17 protein-coding genes are annotated in these 18,870 nt (G+C 34.1%); 9 read left to right on the top strand and 8 right to left on the bottom strand.

Features of this window, described 5'->3' with window-relative positions; all coding sequences use genetic code 11:
- Positions 1-8 precede the first annotated feature (8 nt).
- Genes ABJ955_RS10970 through ABJ955_RS10985 form a run of 4 tightly spaced genes read left to right on the top strand, consistent with a single transcriptional unit; the run spans position 9 to position 2,063 of the window.
- On the top strand, positions 9-515 hold the full coding sequence (locus ABJ955_RS10970; protein WP_347374668.1) for an RNA polymerase sigma factor: 507 nt from the start codon (positions 9-11) through the stop codon (positions 513-515).
- On the top strand, positions 502-939 hold the full coding sequence (locus ABJ955_RS10975) for a hypothetical protein (RefSeq protein ID WP_347374669.1): 438 nt from the start codon (positions 502-504) through the stop codon (positions 937-939). The genes ABJ955_RS10970 and ABJ955_RS10975 overlap by 14 nt, the downstream gene beginning before the upstream one ends.
- 46 nt (positions 940-985) lie before the next feature.
- Positions 986-1,525: a DUF4252 domain-containing protein gene (locus ABJ955_RS10980; RefSeq protein ID WP_347374670.1), complete on the top strand. Its 540-nt coding sequence runs from the start codon at positions 986-988 to the stop codon at positions 1,523-1,525.
- Position 1,526: 1 nt separating this feature from the next.
- Entirely contained in the window at positions 1,527-2,063 is a 537-nt protein-coding gene (locus ABJ955_RS10985) for a DUF4252 domain-containing protein (protein WP_347374671.1), read from the top strand.
- An 87-nt stretch (positions 2,064-2,150) separates the two neighbouring features.
- On the opposite strand, the gene purB is transcribed toward ABJ955_RS10985, so the two are convergent.
- Together purB and acs are read right to left on the bottom strand one after the other, a co-directional pair.
- Complete coding sequence (purB, locus tag ABJ955_RS10990) at positions 2,151-3,494, bottom strand: adenylosuccinate lyase (protein WP_347374672.1); 1,344 nt, start codon at positions 3,492-3,494, stop codon at positions 2,151-2,153.
- 106 nt (positions 3,495-3,600) lie between these two features.
- Positions 3,601-5,508, bottom strand: coding sequence for an acetate--CoA ligase (acs, locus tag ABJ955_RS10995; RefSeq protein WP_347374673.1), 1,908 nt, complete (start codon positions 5,506-5,508; stop codon positions 3,601-3,603).
- Between the two features lie 498 nt (positions 5,509-6,006).
- Between acs and ABJ955_RS11000 the strand changes: the two genes are divergently transcribed.
- Positions 6,007-6,867: a YitT family protein gene (locus ABJ955_RS11000; RefSeq protein ID WP_347374674.1), complete on the top strand. Its 861-nt coding sequence runs from the start codon at positions 6,007-6,009 to the stop codon at positions 6,865-6,867.
- Positions 6,868-6,943: 76 nt separating this feature from the next.
- Here ABJ955_RS11000 and ABJ955_RS11005 read toward each other — a convergent pair whose 3' ends face one another.
- Entirely contained in the window at positions 6,944-7,378 is a 435-nt protein-coding gene (locus ABJ955_RS11005) for a hypothetical protein (protein WP_347374675.1), read from the bottom strand.
- A 74-nt stretch (positions 7,379-7,452) separates the two neighbouring features.
- Between ABJ955_RS11005 and ABJ955_RS11010 the strand changes: the two genes are divergently transcribed.
- A complete protein-coding gene (locus ABJ955_RS11010) occupies positions 7,453-8,139 on the top strand; it encodes a DUF2461 domain-containing protein (protein WP_347374676.1) in 687 nt (228 codons plus the stop codon).
- 53 nt (positions 8,140-8,192) lie between these two features.
- Here the strand turns inward: ABJ955_RS11010 and ABJ955_RS11015 are convergent, their stop codons facing one another.
- Entirely contained in the window at positions 8,193-9,482 is a 1,290-nt protein-coding gene (locus tag ABJ955_RS11015; RefSeq protein ID WP_347374677.1) for an OmpA family protein, read from the bottom strand.
- 115 nt (positions 9,483-9,597) lie between these two features.
- Entirely contained in the window at positions 9,598-10,014 is a 417-nt protein-coding gene (locus ABJ955_RS11020; RefSeq protein WP_347374678.1) for a glyoxalase, read from the bottom strand.
- A gap of 170 nt (positions 10,015-10,184) precedes the next feature.
- Between ABJ955_RS11020 and ABJ955_RS11025 the strand changes: the two genes are divergently transcribed.
- A complete protein-coding gene (locus tag ABJ955_RS11025; RefSeq protein ID WP_347374679.1) occupies positions 10,185-11,732 on the top strand; it encodes an NAD(P)H-hydrate dehydratase in 1,548 nt (515 codons plus the stop codon).
- A 54-nt stretch (positions 11,733-11,786) separates the two neighbouring features.
- Here ABJ955_RS11025 and ABJ955_RS11030 read toward each other — a convergent pair whose 3' ends face one another.
- A complete protein-coding gene (locus tag ABJ955_RS11030) occupies positions 11,787-13,154 on the bottom strand; it encodes a TlpA disulfide reductase family protein (protein WP_347374680.1) in 1,368 nt (455 codons plus the stop codon).
- A gap of 181 nt (positions 13,155-13,335) precedes the next feature.
- On the opposite strand from ABJ955_RS11030, the gene hutH reads away from it, so the two are divergent.
- Together hutH and ABJ955_RS11040 are read left to right on the top strand one after the other, a co-directional pair.
- On the top strand, positions 13,336-14,847 hold the full coding sequence (gene hutH / locus ABJ955_RS11035; protein WP_347374681.1) for a histidine ammonia-lyase: 1,512 nt from the start codon (positions 13,336-13,338) through the stop codon (positions 14,845-14,847).
- A 43-nt stretch (positions 14,848-14,890) separates the two neighbouring features.
- Positions 14,891-15,754, top strand: coding sequence for a T9SS type A sorting domain-containing protein (locus tag ABJ955_RS11040; RefSeq protein WP_347374682.1), 864 nt, complete (start codon positions 14,891-14,893; stop codon positions 15,752-15,754).
- Here the strand turns inward: ABJ955_RS11040 and ABJ955_RS11045 are convergent.
- Positions 15,744-16,133 carry a hypothetical protein gene (locus tag ABJ955_RS11045; RefSeq protein ID WP_347374683.1) on the bottom strand — a complete coding sequence of 130 codons (390 nt, stop codon included), beginning with the start codon at positions 16,131-16,133 and terminating at the stop codon, positions 15,744-15,746. The genes ABJ955_RS11040 and ABJ955_RS11045 overlap by 11 nt on opposite strands.
- Positions 16,134-16,261: 128 nt before the next feature.
- The gene (locus ABJ955_RS11050) at positions 16,262-18,814 is read right to left on the bottom strand and encodes an ATP-dependent Clp protease ATP-binding subunit (protein ID WP_347374684.1); all 2,553 of its coding nucleotides are present in this window, start codon (positions 18,812-18,814) and stop codon (positions 16,262-16,264) included.
- Between the last annotated feature and the right edge of the window lie 56 nt (positions 18,815-18,870).

The raw sequence follows: 18,870 nt of genomic DNA on the forward strand, positions 1-18,870 counted from the left end.
TAACCAATATGGACAGAACCGAATTTATAGCGATAGTAATGCCTTTTAAGGACAAACTGTACCGTTTGGCTAAAAGAATACTAACGTCTACAGATGAAGCCGAAGACGCCGTACAGGAAGTTTTTTTGAAGTTATGGAAAGGGAAAAAAAATATTGAAAACTATAAAAATCCAGAAGCGTTTGCAATTACAATGACAAAAAATTATTGTCTAGATCGCTTAAAGTCGAAACAGGCTTCTAATTTAAAAATAGTTCATAGTAATTATCAGACTTCTGAGAATATTGAAAAAAATATTGAAGCTAATGACGGGGTAGCAATAGTTTTTAAAATAATGGAAACCTTACCGGAGCAACAAAAAATAGTACTACAATTAAGAGACGTAGAGCAGTTTGAGTTTTCAGAAATAGCAAAAATGCTCGATAGTAATGAAACAGCAATAAGAGTGGCACTTTCCCGTGCCCGAAAAACAGTACGGGATGAAATGATAAAAAAATACAATTATGGAATCAGTTAAAATAGAAAAATTATTGGAAGCCTATTTTGAAGGCACCACAAGTCTTGCTGAAGAAAAAATATTACAGAATTACTTTACCCATGAAAGTGTTGCGGATCATTTAACTCAGTATAGCATACTATTCGTGGGTTTTCAAAAGGCCAAAGAAGAACGCTTAAATAAACAAATAGAATTGCCTGAAAGTAAACCTGAGTTCCCTACAAAATGGTGGTATTCCGTAGCGGCATTACTGGTGGTGGCCTTAGGTCTGGGGAGTTTTTATTTTTCACAACCTAAGTATTCTCAAGAAGAAAAAGATGCTTTGGCAGCCTTTGAGGAAAGTAAAAATGCAATGATGTTGCTTTCCGCAAATTTAAATAAAGGTGCAGAACAACTTACTCTTATGGATCAATTTGAAATAACAAAAGATAAAATATTCGAATAATTTTTAAACAAACTCTAATTAATAACAGTAAAATAACAATCAAACAATGAAAAAAATAGCAATTTTAATAGCACTGGCAGTAGCGCCGATAGTTTCATGGTCTCAAAACGCTTTTGACTCTTTTGAAAACGAAAAAGATGTAACTTCAGTAGTAGTTACAAAGAATATGTTTAAGCTTTTAAGCAAAATGGATTTAAACTCTTCTGATCCTGAAGCACAGGCATATCTTAAAATGGTAAACGAACTAGATAACATCAAAATTTTCACAACAGATAACCCTGGAGTTTCAAAAAAAATGGAGGAAGCTGTGGCAAAATATGTTTCTGGGTCTAAAAACTTAGGAGAATTGATGCGTGTGAAAGAAGATGGTAAAAACATAAAATTTTATAGCAAGGAAGGAAAAAGTGAAAATTTTGTGAGTGAACTTTTAATGCACCTTGAAGGTGTGGTTGAAGGTAAGCAAACCACCGTTATTATGAGTGTTACTGGTAATATAGATTTAAAACAGATTTCAAAACTTACGGCAGACTTAAAAGTTCCTGGTAGCGAAGAATTGAAGAATATTGATAAAAAGAAAAATAAATAATATGGTATTGGTAAAATATATTTTAGCATTAACACTTGGAGTGGTTGCCTTGAGCTCTTGCAGTGATAAGTCTTTACAAAAGTATTTAGTTGAAAAACAAGATGACGATAAGTTTGTGAAAATGGATATTGCAACAAGTTTATTGCAAGGTGCAAATAGTGATTTTTCGGAAGAAGAAAAGGAAATTTTAAAAACCATCAAGAAGGTAAACGTAGTTGCATATCCCTTAAAAGGGGATGTCGCAGATTATGAGAAAGAAAGACAGAATTTAAAGACAATTTTAGACCAAGAACAGTACAAAGAATTAACACGAACAAAAAGCAACGATTGGAATGCCACTTTAAAATACACTGGCGATGAAGATGCAATTAATGAGATAATTGTGTTTGCAAGTAGCGATACATATGGGTTTGCAGTATTTAGGTTGTTGGGTGAAAACATGCAGCTTGACCAAATGCTTAAACTCATGAATTCTGCCGAACGCGGTGATTTAGATTTCTCCCAATTAGAAGGTTTGGGTGAAATATTTAAGATTTAAACGCCGCCGTTTTTTTTAGTTAAAAAAAAGGCTTCATTCTAATACTAGATGAAGCCTTTTTGTTTTAACTGAAATACAATTAAGTATTTAAATTCCAGTATAATTTCCAGGAGTTATATTTCGCATTTCTTGTTTTACGTTTTCAGGTATTTCTAAAGTTTCAATAAAATTAGCGATTGAAGTTTTATTTATCTTTTCGTTGGTACGCGTTAAACCTTTTAATGCTTCATAAGGATTTGGATAGCCTTCCCGACGCAGAATGGTCTGAATTGCTTCCGCCACAACAGCCCAATTATTCTCAAGGTCTTCAGCAAATTTAGATTCATTTAGCAATAGCTTATTCAAACCTTTTAAGGTTGAGTGAAAAGCGATAAGTGTATGGCCAATAGGCACGCCAATGTTTCGTAACACCGTGCTATCAGTTAAATCGCGTTGCAGTCTACTAATAGGAAGTTTTGCTGAAAGGTGTTCAAAAATAGCATTTGCAATACCTAAATTTCCTTCACTATTTTCGAAATCTATTGGATTTACCTTGTGCGGCATTGCGCTAGAGCCAACTTCGCCAGCTTTTATTTTTTGTTTGAAATAATCCATTGAAACATAGGTCCAAATATCTCTATCCAAATCAATCACAATTGTATTGATTCTTTTTAAACAATCAAAAAGTGCAGCCATATGGTCGTAATGCTCAATTTGTGTCGTTGGGAAGGAGTGGTGTAACCCCAAAGTGTTTTGAACAAATTGTTTTCCAAATGCTCGCCAATCTACAGTTGGATATGCAACCTTATGCGCGTTAAAATTTCCTGTTGCACCACCAAATTTCGCAGCACTTTTTATATCGTTCATCAAATCGAATTGCTCTTCAATACGAACTACAAAAACCTCGATTTCTTTTCCCAATCGTGTTGGTGAAGCAGGTTGGCCGTGAGTGCGAGCAAGCATAGAAACAGCTGCCCAATCTTCAGAAAGTGCTTTTAATTTGTTTTTTACTTCCAGTAAGAGTGGTACATACACATTGTTGATAGCGTCTTTTAATGAAAGTGGAATTGCGGTGTTATTTATGTCTTGTGAAGTTAAACCAAAGTGAATAAACTCTTTGTACTTCTGAAGATTTAAATCATCAAAACGTTCTTTAATAAAATACTCAACCGCTTTTACATCGTGGTTGGTAATTTTTTCAGTTTCTTTTATTTTATATGCATCTTCTACAGAAAAATCAAGATAGATAGCGCGTAATTTTGAAAAAATAGTTCGGTCGAAATCACTTAACTGTGGAAGATCTAGTGTTACCAAAGCAATAAAATATTCAATTTCTACCTGCACGCGATAACGAATCAGTGCTTCTTCAGAAAAATACGGAATAAGACTTGCAGTTTTTCCTGCATAACGGCCATCAATAGGCGAAATTGCTTGTAAAGCGTTGGTGTTCATAGGGTCAAAATTTAAAAGTGCAAAGATACATAACTCTGTCGAGTTATACCGAAATAGGGTGGGTTATAAATAACAAAACCTTCTTTCGTATGAAAACAAAATATTTTTAAAGCGCTTTGTCAATAATAGTTTGAACAACTTCTGGGTTTAAAAGTGTAGAGATATCACCAAGATTATTGGTGTCTTTTTCTGCAATTTTTCTGAGGATACGACGCATAATTTTTCCACTACGTGTTTTAGGGAGCCCTTCGGTAAATTGAATTTTATCAAGTTTTGCTATGGGGCCAATATGCTCAGTAATTATCTGATTTATTTCTTTGCGGAGGTTATCATGCAGGCGGCTTTCACCAGTCTCTTTAAGAATTACAAAGCCATACAGTGCATTTCCTTTTACATCATGTGGAAAGCCCACAATCGCGCTTTCAGCTACTGCAGGGTGTTCGTTTATAGCATCTTCAATTGGAGCCGTTCCCAAATTATGCCCAGAAACAATAATAACGTCGTCCACACGCCCCGTAATTCGATAATACCCTGTGCTATCGCGTAGCGCGCCATCACCAGAAAAGTATTTATTTTCGAAAGCTGAAAAATACGTTTCCTTATACCGTTGGTGGTTCCCCCAGATAGTACGTGCCATTCCTGGCCATGGAAATTTTATACACAAACGTCCGCTTACTAAGTTTCCTATTAATTCTTCGCCGTTTTCGTCCATGAGTGCAGGTTGTATACCCGGTAATGGGAGTGTTGCATAGGTAGGTATTGTGGGGGTAGCGTAGGGTATTGGTGAAATCATAATGCCTCCGGTTTCAGTTTGCCACCATGTATCTACAATTGGGCAGTTTTTCTTCCCAATATTTTCGTCATACCAATGCCAAGCTTCTTCATTTATGGGCTCGCCTACGGTTCCTAAAATTTTTAATGAAGAAAGATCATAGTTTTCAGAAAAATCCAAACGCTCTTTCGCCAAAGCACGAATTGCAGTTGGAGCAGTATAGAATTGGGTTATTTTATGTTTTTCTACAACCTCCCAAAAACGCCCAAAATCTGGATACGATGGCACACCTTCAAAGAGCACTGTTGTAGCTCCATTTGCTAAGGGGCCGTATACAATATAGCTGTGGCCGGTAATCCAGCCAATATCTGCCGTACACCAATACACATCGTTTTCGCGGTATTGAAACACATTTTTAAATGTATAGGAAGTATATACCATATAGCCAGCCGTTGTATGTACCATCCCTTTTGGCTTTCCGGTAGAGCCTGAAGTGTATAATATAAATAGTGGGGCTTCAGCATCCATAATTTCTGGGGCGCAATCGGTACTAGCTGCGTCTAGTAAGGGTTGAAGCCATTTATCTCGATTTTGCTTCATTGGAATTTCGGTATGGATGCGTTTTGCGACTAACACTGTTTCTATATTCGGACAAGATTCTAAGGCTTCATCAACAATAGCTTTTAAATTTATTGTTTTATTTCCGCGGAAAGAACCATCACTGGTAATTACCATTTTGCAGTCTGAATCGATAATTCTAGTAGAAAGTGCGGTAGCTGAAAACCCTGCAAACACAACAGAATGGATTGCTCCAATACGTGCGCAAGCTAATAACGAAACGGCCAATTCTGGGATCATGGGTAAGTATATACAAACCCGATCTCCTTTTTTTATACCGTTTTCTAAAAGCACGTTAGCAAATTTACATACGCGTTCATGAAGTTGCTTATAGGTTATATGTTCAGCTTTTTCTGAAGGGTCATTTGGTTCAAAAATAATTGCAGTTTTATTGCCACGTGCATATAAATGTCGGTCTAAACAGTTTTCGGTAATATTAAGTTTTGCGCCCTTAAACCAAGAGATTTCTGGTTTAGATAAATCGTATTCTAAAACCTTATCCCATTGTTTTTGCCACATAAAATTTTCTTCCGCAATTTCTCCCCAAAAGGTTTCAGGATCACGGACTGATTTTCTATACACTTGAAAATATTCTTCTAAATTTTTAATGTGGTAATTACTCATTTTTTGGATTTTTTAAAGGCTATGTTTAATAAAATTTATTTCAACCAGAAATATATTTAATTATGAGGACTATTGAAACAAAATGAAGAATATTTTGATGAAAACTTTAGCGGGTTTAACCTTTAAATTAAATATCTCAAAGTTTTCACAAAACATAATTCATTCACAAAAAAAATATCATAGCTTTGCACCATCATTATGAAAAAATTTCGCTCACATACCATTTGTAAGATGCACAGAGAAAGCTCTGGGGTGTAAGGCGATTATATATAAAATAATAAAAGCGTTTCTCCCCAAAGAGGAACGCTTTTTTTGTATAATAAAGTTAACTGATATAAAAAAAATGGGACCTATAATTATTATTAAACATTCAATGCGTAAGTGTTCGAGTACGTATATACCTATACATCAAAGTGAATAAAAAAACAAAATAACAGTTTTAAAGTCCCTTTGATAATTCTAAAAATCAAAGGGACTTTTTTTTTAAATGAAATTAAGATGAAAAATGTTTTCGTAATTAAATTGGAAAAGCAATTAGTGCTTAATGAACTAAAGAGCTATACTCATGTTTTTTTGGGTTCTCTTTTGCTTTCTATAGCATATTCCTTATTAATAATTCCTCATAATATTGTTCCTGGGGGAATTTTAGGGCTAAGTATTGTTATTAAAGAGCTTACAGGGTTTTCTGTAGGTTGGATTGCGTTGTTTGTCAATATTCCATTATTGCTTTGGGGCACTAAAGTTTTAGGCCCTAAAACAGGCGTTAAAACCTTGTTTTCAATGATTTTAGTTTCTTTTTATATAGACCTTATTTCTTCAATTACGGGGGGTAAAATATTTATTGACGATGTTTTAATGTCTTCCGTATTTGGAGGTGTAATTATAGGTGTTGCGGTTGTATTTGTTATGAATGCAGGGGCAACAACAGGTGGGAATGATATACTGGTGCGAATTCTTTCTACAAAATTAAAATTGCCATACAATCAATTAATTTTAATTGTAGATGGTATCGTAATTTTATTAGGAACAATCGTCTTTGCAGATTTTACGATGGCTGCATATAGTATTGTTGCAATTGTGGCAATTAGTAAAACAATTGAATATTTTATGAAAAAATCTATCCAAAATAAAACGATTTTAGTGTTTTCAGATAAAAATATTTTAATACAGGAAGAAATTCTTTTGAATAAAAAAAGTACTGAAGGAATATTAAAGTTAATCCACCACGATAGTAATGAAAAAATGATTTTAGTAACCAGAAACACTAAAAAGTTGGATGTGGTAAAAGATATTATTTATAAAATAGACCCGGGGGCAACTATTACTGTTTTGGAATCTAATAATTATGCAACCTTATAATAAATATAAAAGCCGCTTGCAGGTTGAATAGCAAGCGGCTTTTATTTTTTAATTGAAAATTTTGAGCTACTAGTACTTATGAAAGCCAATCATTTCTTGCAGCTCCTTTACTATAAAAGTATTCAAAAATTGCAATAGCAATTACTATAAGGGGCATAATAAGAGCTGTTGGTCCTATAACACCTATTAAATCCATAGCAAACACCCAATATAGTTGTAAAATTAGAATGGCAACGAGTGAGAGTGCAAAAATGGCAATTGAAAATTTTTTGCGCATCAGTAACAGTAAGGATGCTACCAGCCCACTAATTGTAGCTATACCATAGACAATCATATTCCATGAAGGGGAATTATTCATTAATTCCACCTGTTCTGGTGGTAAGCTAGCTTTTAGTTCCTCAGTCATTAAAAAGCTTTCAGAAATCCATAAAAATACTCCGATTAAATTCCATAAAACAGCGAGCACGGCAATTATCCAAAAAGCTGTGTTTGGTTTGGTTGCGTTTGTCATAATAATTTAGTTTTTGGTTAATTAGAACTATAAAGATAAGTTTTTTAAATAAGCTATATATTTACTTTAAAAAAATGACCCCAAGTATTCCAAAAGTACTCTTCAATTTTCTTTTAGCGCTAAAAGCGAATAACACGCGTGAATGGATGTTGGAAAACAAAAAAGAGTATCTCGCCAATGAAAAAACACTCAAAATATGCTATGCTGCTATAGAAAATGGTTTAAACACATCTGATAAAATAAGTAAAACAAAAATTTTTAGAATAAACCGAGACATTCGTTTTAGTAAAAATAAAACTCCTTATAACGTACATCGAAGCGTTAGTTTTAGTAGGGCAGGAGCACAAAGACGCGGTGGGTATTACCTTCGGTTAGAGCCTGGGAATAGCTATATGGCTGGAGGTTTTTTTGATCCAAATTCAGCTGATTTATTCCGTATTAGGAAAGAATTTGAGCGGGATGCTTCAGAAATTAGAGAAATTTTAAATCAAAAAGAATTTAAAAACGTATTTGGAGGTTTTAATCAAGAAAACGCTGTAAAAACTGCCCCAAAAGGTTTTAGTAAAGAAGCTGAAAACATAGATTTAATAAGACTTAAAAGTTATTTTGTAATGCATCGGTTTACTGATGAAGAAGTTTTTGCGTCAGATTTTATTGAAAAACTTCTTTCCTATTATCAATTACTTCGTCCGTTTTTTGATTCTATGAGTGATGTATTAACAACAGATTTAAATGGGGTTTCCTTAATCGAGCACGCTTAATAGCACAAAAAAAGCCTCCATAGTGGAGGCTTTTTTATAGTATAAATTCTAGTTTATTTTAATCTAAATGTTACTCTTCTCACTAATTGTCTAGCAGGAGAAGAAGATTTTTCTACGCTAGCATCTTCACCCTTTCCTGTAAACGATAACCTGCTTTCAGCAATGCCTGAGGCGATTAAAATATCATATACTTTTTTTGCTCTTTTCTTAGAAAGCTCAACATTGAATTCCGCTTGACCAAGTTCATCGGCATACCCAATTAATTCAGCAGTAGCAGTTGTATTTTCTTGCATGTATTTTATCAAATAATTGATAGCACTCAATGAATATGCTTCAGGTTTATCACTATTAAATTGGAAATAAACATTTACATATCCTTTATTTATTAATTCTTCAATACTAATACCGCCATTAATAATGTAATCTTCTTCGTTTACAAAACGATTATCTAAAGAAGATTCAATTTCATCAGGAATATTGTTGTTGTTTCTGTCAACTGCAACCCCTTTACTATCTACGGTTACACCAGACATTGTGTTTTGTTCACGATCTAAATAATTAGGAACTCCATCTTGATCAGAATCTATTAAATCTGCTTCAAGTTTAGCTACTCTATCTTCGAGTCCTACTACTTTTTCTTTAAGCGAATTTTTTTCCGAATACCAATCTGCGTGTTTTTCGGCAGCCCCAAGGTAGAAGCTAAGTCCTAAAGAAAAGTTAACGGTAAATCCATCAAGACCTCTCGTATGTGATACTTCCGTGCCGTCCCAAGTAAGAGTTTGTCTTGTGTGCCCTATGGCAGAAACATCTCCAAAAAGTGCAACACCATTACCAAGTTTCACTTGAGGTGTTACCCCAACCATAAAGTTTAGCATTTGGTCATTTACATCTAACTCAACAGGTTCGTTATAATTAGCAAATGAATAACCTGCACCTCCATGGACAAGAAGTCCAAAAGTATTGGTCCAATCTTGAAAATTTAGCACATTTGTAAGGTTTATAACCCCTTCTAGCGTACTTCTGTAGTATGTAGATTTAAATGGAAGACTATTGTCATCGTTTTCTACACTTCCATAACCAAGGCCAAGACGAAGTCCAAACTTGTTATTAAACATATAACGAACACCTAAGCCTGCTTGGCCAAAACTAGGCGTACTAGTTGCGTATCCGTTAGCAAAAGGTCTTGAAGGCTTGTGCATTCCGCCAGAAATTTCAATAGACCATTTGTCATAATTATTTTCACTTCCTACTTCTATAGAAGTTTCTTCTTGAATAGAAATTTCCTCCTGAGCAGTAAGTAAATAGCTTGTTAAAACTAAAAAAGGTAGTACTAATTTTTTCATATCTGTTGGTGTTATTTTGCAAAAATACTTACAAATTGTAAAACCAACATAATTATACTGTTATTTAAATATTTTTTAACAAGAATATTTTAATCAATTCTAATCTAACTCATTGTTATTGTGCAATTAAAAAGCCTCTATGTTCAAAAAATAATAAATTATCTTTTAGGCGTTCCTTAACAATATCCATCATTCTTTTGTTTAAAGCAGATGAATTTTGAATATATAGCTCAAACTCATTAAGTGTAAACTGGCCAATAATAATTCCTTTTAGTGAATTTCTGAACTTCATGTCCTTATGAATAGCATTTTCTATATAATCTAACTTTTTTTCTACGTTAAGATCATAAAAAACGTTTTTATGTTTTGCGACATAGTTTTTAAAAGCAGCCAATACAATATCATGTTGAAGTTTTACAACAGGTCTTAATGTTTTATTTTGAAAACATTCCTCGGCAGACATATTTGCAGTGATTTTTGCCGTAGCAATTTTGGGGCGCATACTTAGTAATAGACTATCTCTTGTTTCCATAGTATGTTTTTTTATAAAATTAAAGATTAACAGCCCCATATTCATAAATACTTCGATTAGTTATAAACGTTGTTTTCAACAATAGAGAAGTATGTTATCTTTGACTTTTTTGAAACAATCAATATCCTTTTCCAATCTTTATAGGAATTAATCTTCAATTTTAATTTATAATGAAAATATTTTCTTCAGAACAGTTATACGAAGCCGATACAATTACTATCGAAAATCAAAATAGTACTTCCGAAGCTTTAGTAGAACGCGCTGGCACTCAAGTTTTTAATTGGTTACACCAACGTTTGCGAGGTGCTCAGGCGCCTATACGTGTTTTTTGTGGTATTGGTAATAACGGTGGCGATGGGTTGGTTGTAGGTAGGCTTCTGATTGCGCATGGTTATAATGTAACTATTTATATTGTAAACTGTAGCGATAAAAGATCGAAGAATTTTCTATTAAACTACGATAAGATTAAAAACATAACAAAAAACTGGCCTCATTTAATGAAAGGAGAAACAGACTTTCCTGCAATAAACCCAGATGATATTATAGTGGATGCCATTTTTGGAATTGGTCTTAATCGCTGCCCTGACGGTTGGGTTAAAAAACTAATCCAGCATATAAATGTGAGTAAAACTTTTAAACTTGCAATTGATATTCCGAGTGGATTATTCCCTAATTCTGCGGTGAAAGATAAAGAGGCTATTTTGAAAGCAAATTATACATTGACATTTCAAACTCCAAAACTAGCGTTCTTTTTACCCGAAACCGCTCCTTATATTTCAAACTTCGATATTTTAGACATTGGTTTGGATCGCACATTTTTAAATACAACTGAAGCCTTAGCACAGCTTATTTCAAAAATAGAAGCACAACGGTTTTACCAAGCACGTGAAAAGTTTGGGCATAAAGGGACTTATGGTCACACATTAATCGTAGCTGGTAGTTATGGAAAAATAGGCGCTGCGGTACTTTCAGCTACTGCAGCTTTTAGAATTGGCGCAGGAATGGTAACCTCATTTACTCCTAAATGCGGCTATACTATTTTACAAACAGCTATACCTGAAGCGATGGTAATTACGGATCCTCAGGAAGAATTTATAAGTGCTATTTCAATCGATTTTAAACCTTCAGCAATCGCTGTTGGGATGGGGATTGGAAAAAATCCAGCTACCGTCGAAGCCTTAAAAAATCTTTTTAAAACGCAGAATGTTCCTTTTGTAATTGATGCAGATGCGTTAAATAGTATTTCAGAAGATAAAGAAGTATTAACATTACTTCCAAAGCATTCAATTTTAACACCACATCCTGGTGAATTAAAACGATTAATTGGCGAATGGCAAGATGATTATGAAAAACTTGAGAAAACAAAAGAATTTTCAAAAAAACACGAAGTTGTAGTTGTAATTAAAGGCGCATACTCCATCATTGTTTATGGAGAAAAACTGTATATTAATACTTCAGGGAACCCAGGAATGGCAACTGCTGGAAGTGGTGATGCTTTAAGCGGTGTTATTGTAGGGTTGCTTTCTCAAGGGTACGACCCATTATTAGCGTCGGTTTTTGGGGTGTATATGCACGGCAGCGCGGGCGATATCGCATTAAGTAAGATGGGGTATGAAGCTATTATGGCTGGCGATATTATTGATAACCTAGCGGGGGCATATTTAGAATTATTTGCAAGCGAAGAAGAAGGCGTGGAAAATTCTTCAGAAAAAAAATAGCCACGAACACATCATTTTTATGCATTCGTGGCTTAAAATAGTTTAAGAAACTAATTACATCAATTTATCGAGTGTTTTTCTCAATTCAGGGTCGGAGGGTCTTGGTGCATCAGCTGAAAGGATGTTTCCTTGTGGGTCAATTAAAATAAACCTTGGAATTCCAAGGATAGCGTAATCTACCACGAACTTTGATTTCCAGTTGTTGTCAGACATCAATTGGATTCCGCCTAAATCTTTTTCAGAAACCATAGCTTTCCATTTGTCATAATCCTTGGGTTCGTCTATTGAAATACTTACAATCTGAATGTTTTTAGTTTCATAATCCTTTTCAATTTCCTTTAATGAAGGGATTTCACGAATGCAGGGCCCACACCAAGTTGCCCAAACGTCAACATACACATATTTTCCTCTTAAGTCTTCCAAAGCTGTAGTCCCTCCTTTGTGATTTTCATAATTAAAAGTAGGGGATGGGTTTCCAGCCGTAAGTGTACTTAACTTAGTGTAGCGTGCTGTTAATTTAGCAAGGTTTTCAGGGTTTGGATCACTGTTTTTATATATTGTATAGGCTTCCTCTAAACTCTCATCTGGTTTAAGGCCGAACTGTAAGAAGGAACTCATCAAATTGTCTTTTGCATAACCATTAGGTAATGCATTATCAACTTTCTTTAGAAAAAGAACAGTTTGGTTTTTTATGCCATTTTTAGTTATTTCTTCGCTTACCAGTCTGTTGTAATGTGTTTGAAGTAAATTTTGGTAGGAAGTAGAATTGCGATATGCAACAGTATCTTGATAATTTATGTCTTTTATTTGATCGTAAAAACCGTCAGATACATTGAAATTTTCCTTTCCAGAATAATAACTGTGAGCGTCTTTATAGTTTTCAATCATTATAGCGTGAGAGTACTTATCTTCTTTAGCTAACATGTTTTTAAAAGCTTTATTTTCTATTTTGTATGAATTATAAATACTGTCTATACTTTTTTTATTGTTGCGTACTGCGCTTAAAAACTCTTTTTCATCTAATAAAAATGTTTCTTTAAAATTCATGTTTTGTTCATTCCAAAGATATTTAGTAGCTAAAAAGTTATTTTCAGTTGCCAAATCGCCAGAATATTTCAACGATTCATCAAATTCATCTGCACTTACAGTAACCGATAGGTTTGTACCTTTCTCAAGATAAATTCCAGTGCGCTCTCGCCCCACAAAAAGATCATAAAATCCATCATTCTTTATTTGTAGTGTATCTGTAAACATGCCATTTTCATTTATGGCAATGCGTGCTTCAAAATTATTTCCGCGAATTACTGCAGTTTCGGCGGCATTATTTTCAATAGATCCATTAATAAGGGAATATTCTATTTTCATTTCTTGCTTGCACGAGATAATCAAAAGCATTAAAAAGACTATGCTTATTTTTTTCATTTATATAAATTTTAAGTTGGGGTAAATTTACATATTGCATTATCATTTTAGTTTATAAATAGGTATAATTTTATGTTATTCTTTTAAAAATAAATGTTGTGTTTAGTGTGTTTTTGAAAGAAATAAAGAGTGTGGGAGCAATTAAAAATCTGTATTTTTGTGAAAAGAATACCTACATCTAATGCAAGAAGTACATTATATAAGTTCAGAAATCCTTGATTTAGTATTAGTCAAGCAAATAATTGATAATCATAAAACCTTAGCGCTTTCTGAAGAAGCAGAATTAAATATAAAAAAATCCAGAGAATATCTTGTTGAAAAAATGAGAGACAATGAGACTCCAGTGTATGGTATAAATACTGGGTTTGGATCGTTGTGTAATGTAAAAATCACCTCAGAAAATCTTTCAAAACTTCAAGAAAACTTGGTCATGTCTCACGCGTGTGGAACAGGGGAGTTGGTTCCAAAACCAATAATAAAATTGATGCTTTTGTTGAAAATTCAATCCTTAAGCTATGGTTATAGCGGTGTACAGATTGAAACAGTACAACGACTGATAGACTTTTATAATAACGATATTTTACCGGTTATATACACACAAGGAAGCCTTGGGGCTTCAGGTGATTTGGCTCCTTTGGCGCATTTATCACTGCCTTTACTAGGAAAAGGAGAAGTTTATTATGATGGCAAACGAGTTTCTTCACAAAAAATAATGGAGAAATTTAATTGGACCCCTATTGTTTTACAAGCTAAAGAAGGGCTTGCCTTATTAAATGGAACTCAGTTTATGAGTGCTTATGGTGTTTATTGTCTTCTTAAAAGTTATAAGCTATCCTATATGGCAGATTTAATTGGCGCCGTTTCTGTTGATGCTTTTGATTGTAATATGAGTCCCTATAATGCGCTGGTGCATTTGGTAAGGCCCCATAGAGGTCAGGTTAAAACTGCCGAACGTATCTTAGAATTTTTAGATGCTAGTGAATTAGGACTTTCTGAAAAGAAAAATGTTCAAGATCCATATTCCTTCCGTTGTATTCCACAAGTTCATGGAGCTACAAAAGACACCTTGCAATTTGTACATAAAACGTTTAAGACCGAAATTAATTCAGTAACCGATAACCCAAATATATTTGTAAAAGAAGATTTAATTATTTCTGGAGGTAATTTCCACGGGCAACCCTTAGCCTTAGCCTTAGATTATCTTTCTATTGCAATGGCAGAGTTAGGGAATATTTCAGAAAGGAGAACGTACCAGCTTGTTTCAGGTCTCCGTGAATTACCAGCCTTTTTGGTAGATAATCCAGGTCTTAATAGCGGGTTTATGATTCCACAATACACTGCAGCGAGCATAGTAAGTCAAAATAAGCAATTGGCAACTCCAGCATCTGTAGATTCTATTGTTTCATCAAATGGGCAAGAAGATCATGTGAGTATGGGGGCCAACGGAGCCACAAAATGTTTGCGTGTTATCGAAAATATTGAAACGATTTTAGCGATCGAATTGATGAATGCTTCGCAGGCACTTAGTTTTAGGCAACCTAAAAAATCTTCACCCTTTGTGGAGTCTTTTTTAAAACCCTACCGTTCTATAGTTACTTTTATTGAAAACGACAGATTATTAGCAGACGATATACATGCAAGTGTTGCTTTTTTGCAATCTTTAGATGTGGATAGTGAGATTCTTTTTGGATAGATTATTAAACTAAAATAAAGTTATGAGAAGTAAATTGTTTTCAATGATATTAATATTTGTTGGGTTCTCAATCTATTCTCAGGATTATAAACCTTTGCTGGATAATTTGAATGAATGGCATTATACAAGTTGTTATTCAGGTTGTTTAACGGATGTGTATTATACCGATGGCGACACCATTGTAGCTGGAAAAAACTATAAAATCTTAGATGGTTTTCATTTTATTTCGCGTAGCTTTTTGCTGCGTGAAGATGTTGCAAATAAAAAGGTCTATTTAAACTTTATATCCGCAGGTTCTAGTGAAGAATTTTTATTGTATGATTTTTCCTTAAATGAAGGAGATACCTTCAATATGCTAAACCCCGTTTCTCCTTTTCCAAGTGATGGCGGTCCTTTTATTTTAGATGCTATTTTTGAAGAAACCCTTGCAGACGGTAATGATTATAGGCATTTTTATTTTTCTCCAGCTCCAGGAAATACCGTAAGCACAGAAAATGCTGTTTGGGTTGAAGGTGCTGGTTCACTATCTTTAATTAATGCGCCTGGAGGACACCCTAATATCAATAAAGCGGGACATTTAAGTTGTTTTTTTAAGAATACAGAGCTGTTTTATACGAACTTAGATTCAATAAGTAATTGCATTCCAGTTCATTTAGAAGTTGAAAAATACAATCTAACTAATGTTACGCTAACCAAAGCCATAAACCAAGCTGTTTGTGTTTTAAACAACACTAAGAATATTAAAAATATAAGTGTTTATGATGTTTCTGGAAAAAAACTAAATAGTATAAATAATGTTGCTGAAAACTCCCTAAACGTTGATTTGTCAAGCTATAAAAACGGCTTGTATATTCTTTTGGTGACCGCCGTTAATTCAAGTAGAAAATCCTTTAAAGTTATAAAGTAGTTTTATTTTCATTTTGGGCTATTATCTCGTATACCCATGTTTTAGCATCATTTAAATTATTGAAATGTCTAAAAGGTTTTGCATAAAACCGCTTCTCTAATTCCACATTAGTAGATTTAATTCCATTGGAAGAAACAACAGCAAGAGCAACCAAGGTCTCAATTTTTGAAGTTTTTAAATAAACCAAAGGGTCAACAGCGTATGAGTTTTTACGAAATGATATGTATCCAAATAATTTATCTGAATAATATTTTTCTGAAATATTTTTTACAACCCTATAATATTCATTTTTTATACTTACGCCTTCATTCATTACGGCAACAACGAAATTGCTAAATATGCGAACTTCTCCAAATTCAGTATATAATGTGTCAATCATAACTGTGTGTATTTATAATGTAATTTACGATTATTTTATGTGTATACGCTGTGTTTATATTAGGATTAAATGCTAAATAAAAAAATCCTCAAGAATACTTGAGGATTTTTTACTCTCAATTCAAAATTTTACGATTCAGTTGTTTTTTTTTGTTTTCTTATTTTAATAGTGAGTTCATTGGTCTTTTCATCCAAATCCATTGTAATAACGTCGCCTTCTTGAAGACTACTATTTATTATTTCCTCAGCCAATGCATCTTCAATATACTTTTGAATAGCTCTGTTTAAGGGTCTTGCGCCGTATTGTTTGTCAAAACCTTTATCTGCAATATAATCTTTCGCTTTCTCAGAAAGTATAAGCTCGTAACCCAAATCTGAAATACGAAGGAATAACTTATCCAGTTCAATATCAATAATTTTGTGGATATCTTCTCTTTCAAGTGGGTTGAAGACCATTACATCGTCAATTCTATTTAAAAATTCTGGCGCAAAAGTTTTCTTTAATGCATTTTCAATCACACTTTTTGTGTGTGATTCTTCTTGATTTTTCTTGGCAGTAGTACCAAAACCAACACCTTGACCAAAGTCTTTAATTTGTCGGGCGCCAATATTGGAAGTCATAATGATAATTGTATTTCTAAAATCAATTTTTCTACCAAGACTATCCGTTAAATATCCATCATCTAGAACTTGAAGTAACATATTAAAAACATCTGGATGTGCTTTTTCTATTTCATCAAGAAGGACAACGGCATAAGGTTTTCTTCTAATTTTTTCCGTTAGCTGTCCGCCTTCCTCATAGCCTACATATCCTGGAGGTGCTCCTACTAAGCGTGAAATGGCAAATTTTTCCATATACTCACTCATATCAATCCGAACCAAAGCAGTATCCGAATCAAAAAGTTCACGAGCTAAAACTTTTGCAAGTTGTGTTTTTCCAACTCCAGTTTGCCCTAAGAAAATAAAGGAGCCAATCGGTTTGTTAGGATCTTTTAAGCCTGCACGGTTTCTTTGAATAGCTTTTACTACTTTGGCAACAGCTTCATCTTGCCCAATTACTTTTCCTTTAATTCGATCTGGCAGTGCTGCTAATTTTGTACTTTCAGTTTGAGCAATTCTATTTACCGGAACACCTGTCATCATAGAAACAACTTCAGCAACATTTTCTTCTGAAACGGTTTCCCTATGAAGTTTTGAATCTGCTTCCCACTTTTCTTGTTCGATAGCGAGTTCTTTTTCTAGATTTTTTTCATCATCTCGAAGTTTTGCAGCTTCTTCATATTTCTGTTTTTTAACTACAGTGTTTTTTAATTCGCGCACATCTTCCAGTTGTTTTTCAATCTCTAAAATTCTATCTGGCACATGAATATTTGTAATGTGAACACGCGACCCAGCTTCGTCTAAAGCATCGATAGCTTTGTCTGGAAGAAACCGTTCCGTCATATACCTGTTTGTTAATTGCACACAGGCTTTTATAGCTTCATCTGTATAAATTACATTATGGTGAGCTTCGTATTTATCTTTAATATTAGTCAAAATTTCTATGGTTTCTTCAACCGTGGTAGGTTCTACCAATACTTTTTGAAAACGTCTTTCAAGCGCGCCATCTTTTTCAATATACTGACGGTATTCATCTAAAGTTGTTGCTCCAATACATTGTATTTCACCTCTTGCTAACGCAGGTTTAAACATATTTGATGCATCTAATGAGCCTGTAGCACCTCCAGCGCCAACAATAGTGTGAATTTCATCTATAAATAGAATTATATCATCATTTTTTTCAAGCTCGTTCATTACCGCTTTCATGCGTTCTTCAAACTGTCCACGGTATTTAGTGCCAGCAACCAAACTTGCCAAATCTAAGGTGACAACTCTTTTGTCATATAGAATCCGTGAAACTTTTCGTTGAATTATACGCAAAGCGAGTCCTTCAGCAATAGCAGATTTACCAACACCCGGTTCGCCAATTAGTAATGGGTTGTTCTTCTTTCTTCTACTTAATATTTGTGAAACACGTTGTATTTCGCTTTCACGACCCACCACAGGATCTAGTTTTCCTTCTTCAGCTAGGGCAGTAAGATCTCTTCCAAAGTTGTCTAAAACAGGAGTTTTAGACTTCTTATTTGTTTTTGAAGTTGCACCAGAAAATAAGTTGTCTTTGCCAGCATCTTCGGCAGAAGTGTCATCATCATTTGGGAATGCTTCTGCATTTGGGGTGTCAATATAATCGTCGTCGTTTGTTATCATGAGTTTAAATTGGTCTTTAACCGCGTCATAATCTACCTTCATTTTGTTCAACAATTTTGTGGTAGGGTCATTTTCATTTCGAAGAATACATAAAAGCAAATGTGCGGTATTTATCGAATTACTTTGAAAAAGTTTGGCTTCCAAAAAAGTTGTCTTCAACGCTCTTTCCGCCTGGCGGGTAAGGTGAAGATTTTTTTTGTCGTTTGTATTTGTAATAATTCCCGGGTTTGCGGGACTTAAAATTTCTACTTTTCTTCTTAAATGATTTAAGTCTATTGTAAGTGCACTCAGTATGGTTACTGCTTTGCCGTTACCACCTCTTAAAAGTCCAAGCATTAGATGCTCGGTGCCAATAAAATCGTGGCCTAAGCGCAGTGCTTCTTCTTTGCTGTATGCAATTACATCTTTTACTCTCGGGGAAAAATTATCATCCATATCTTAATATCCTATCTTCTTAAACTACTAAATTAACCAAAAAGGGACAAAAACTG

Origin of the sequence: Aequorivita sp. Q41 (assembly GCF_039831855.1) — a bacterium.
In the GTDB taxonomy this organism is placed as follows: Bacteria; Bacteroidota; Bacteroidia; order Flavobacteriales; family Flavobacteriaceae; genus Aequorivita.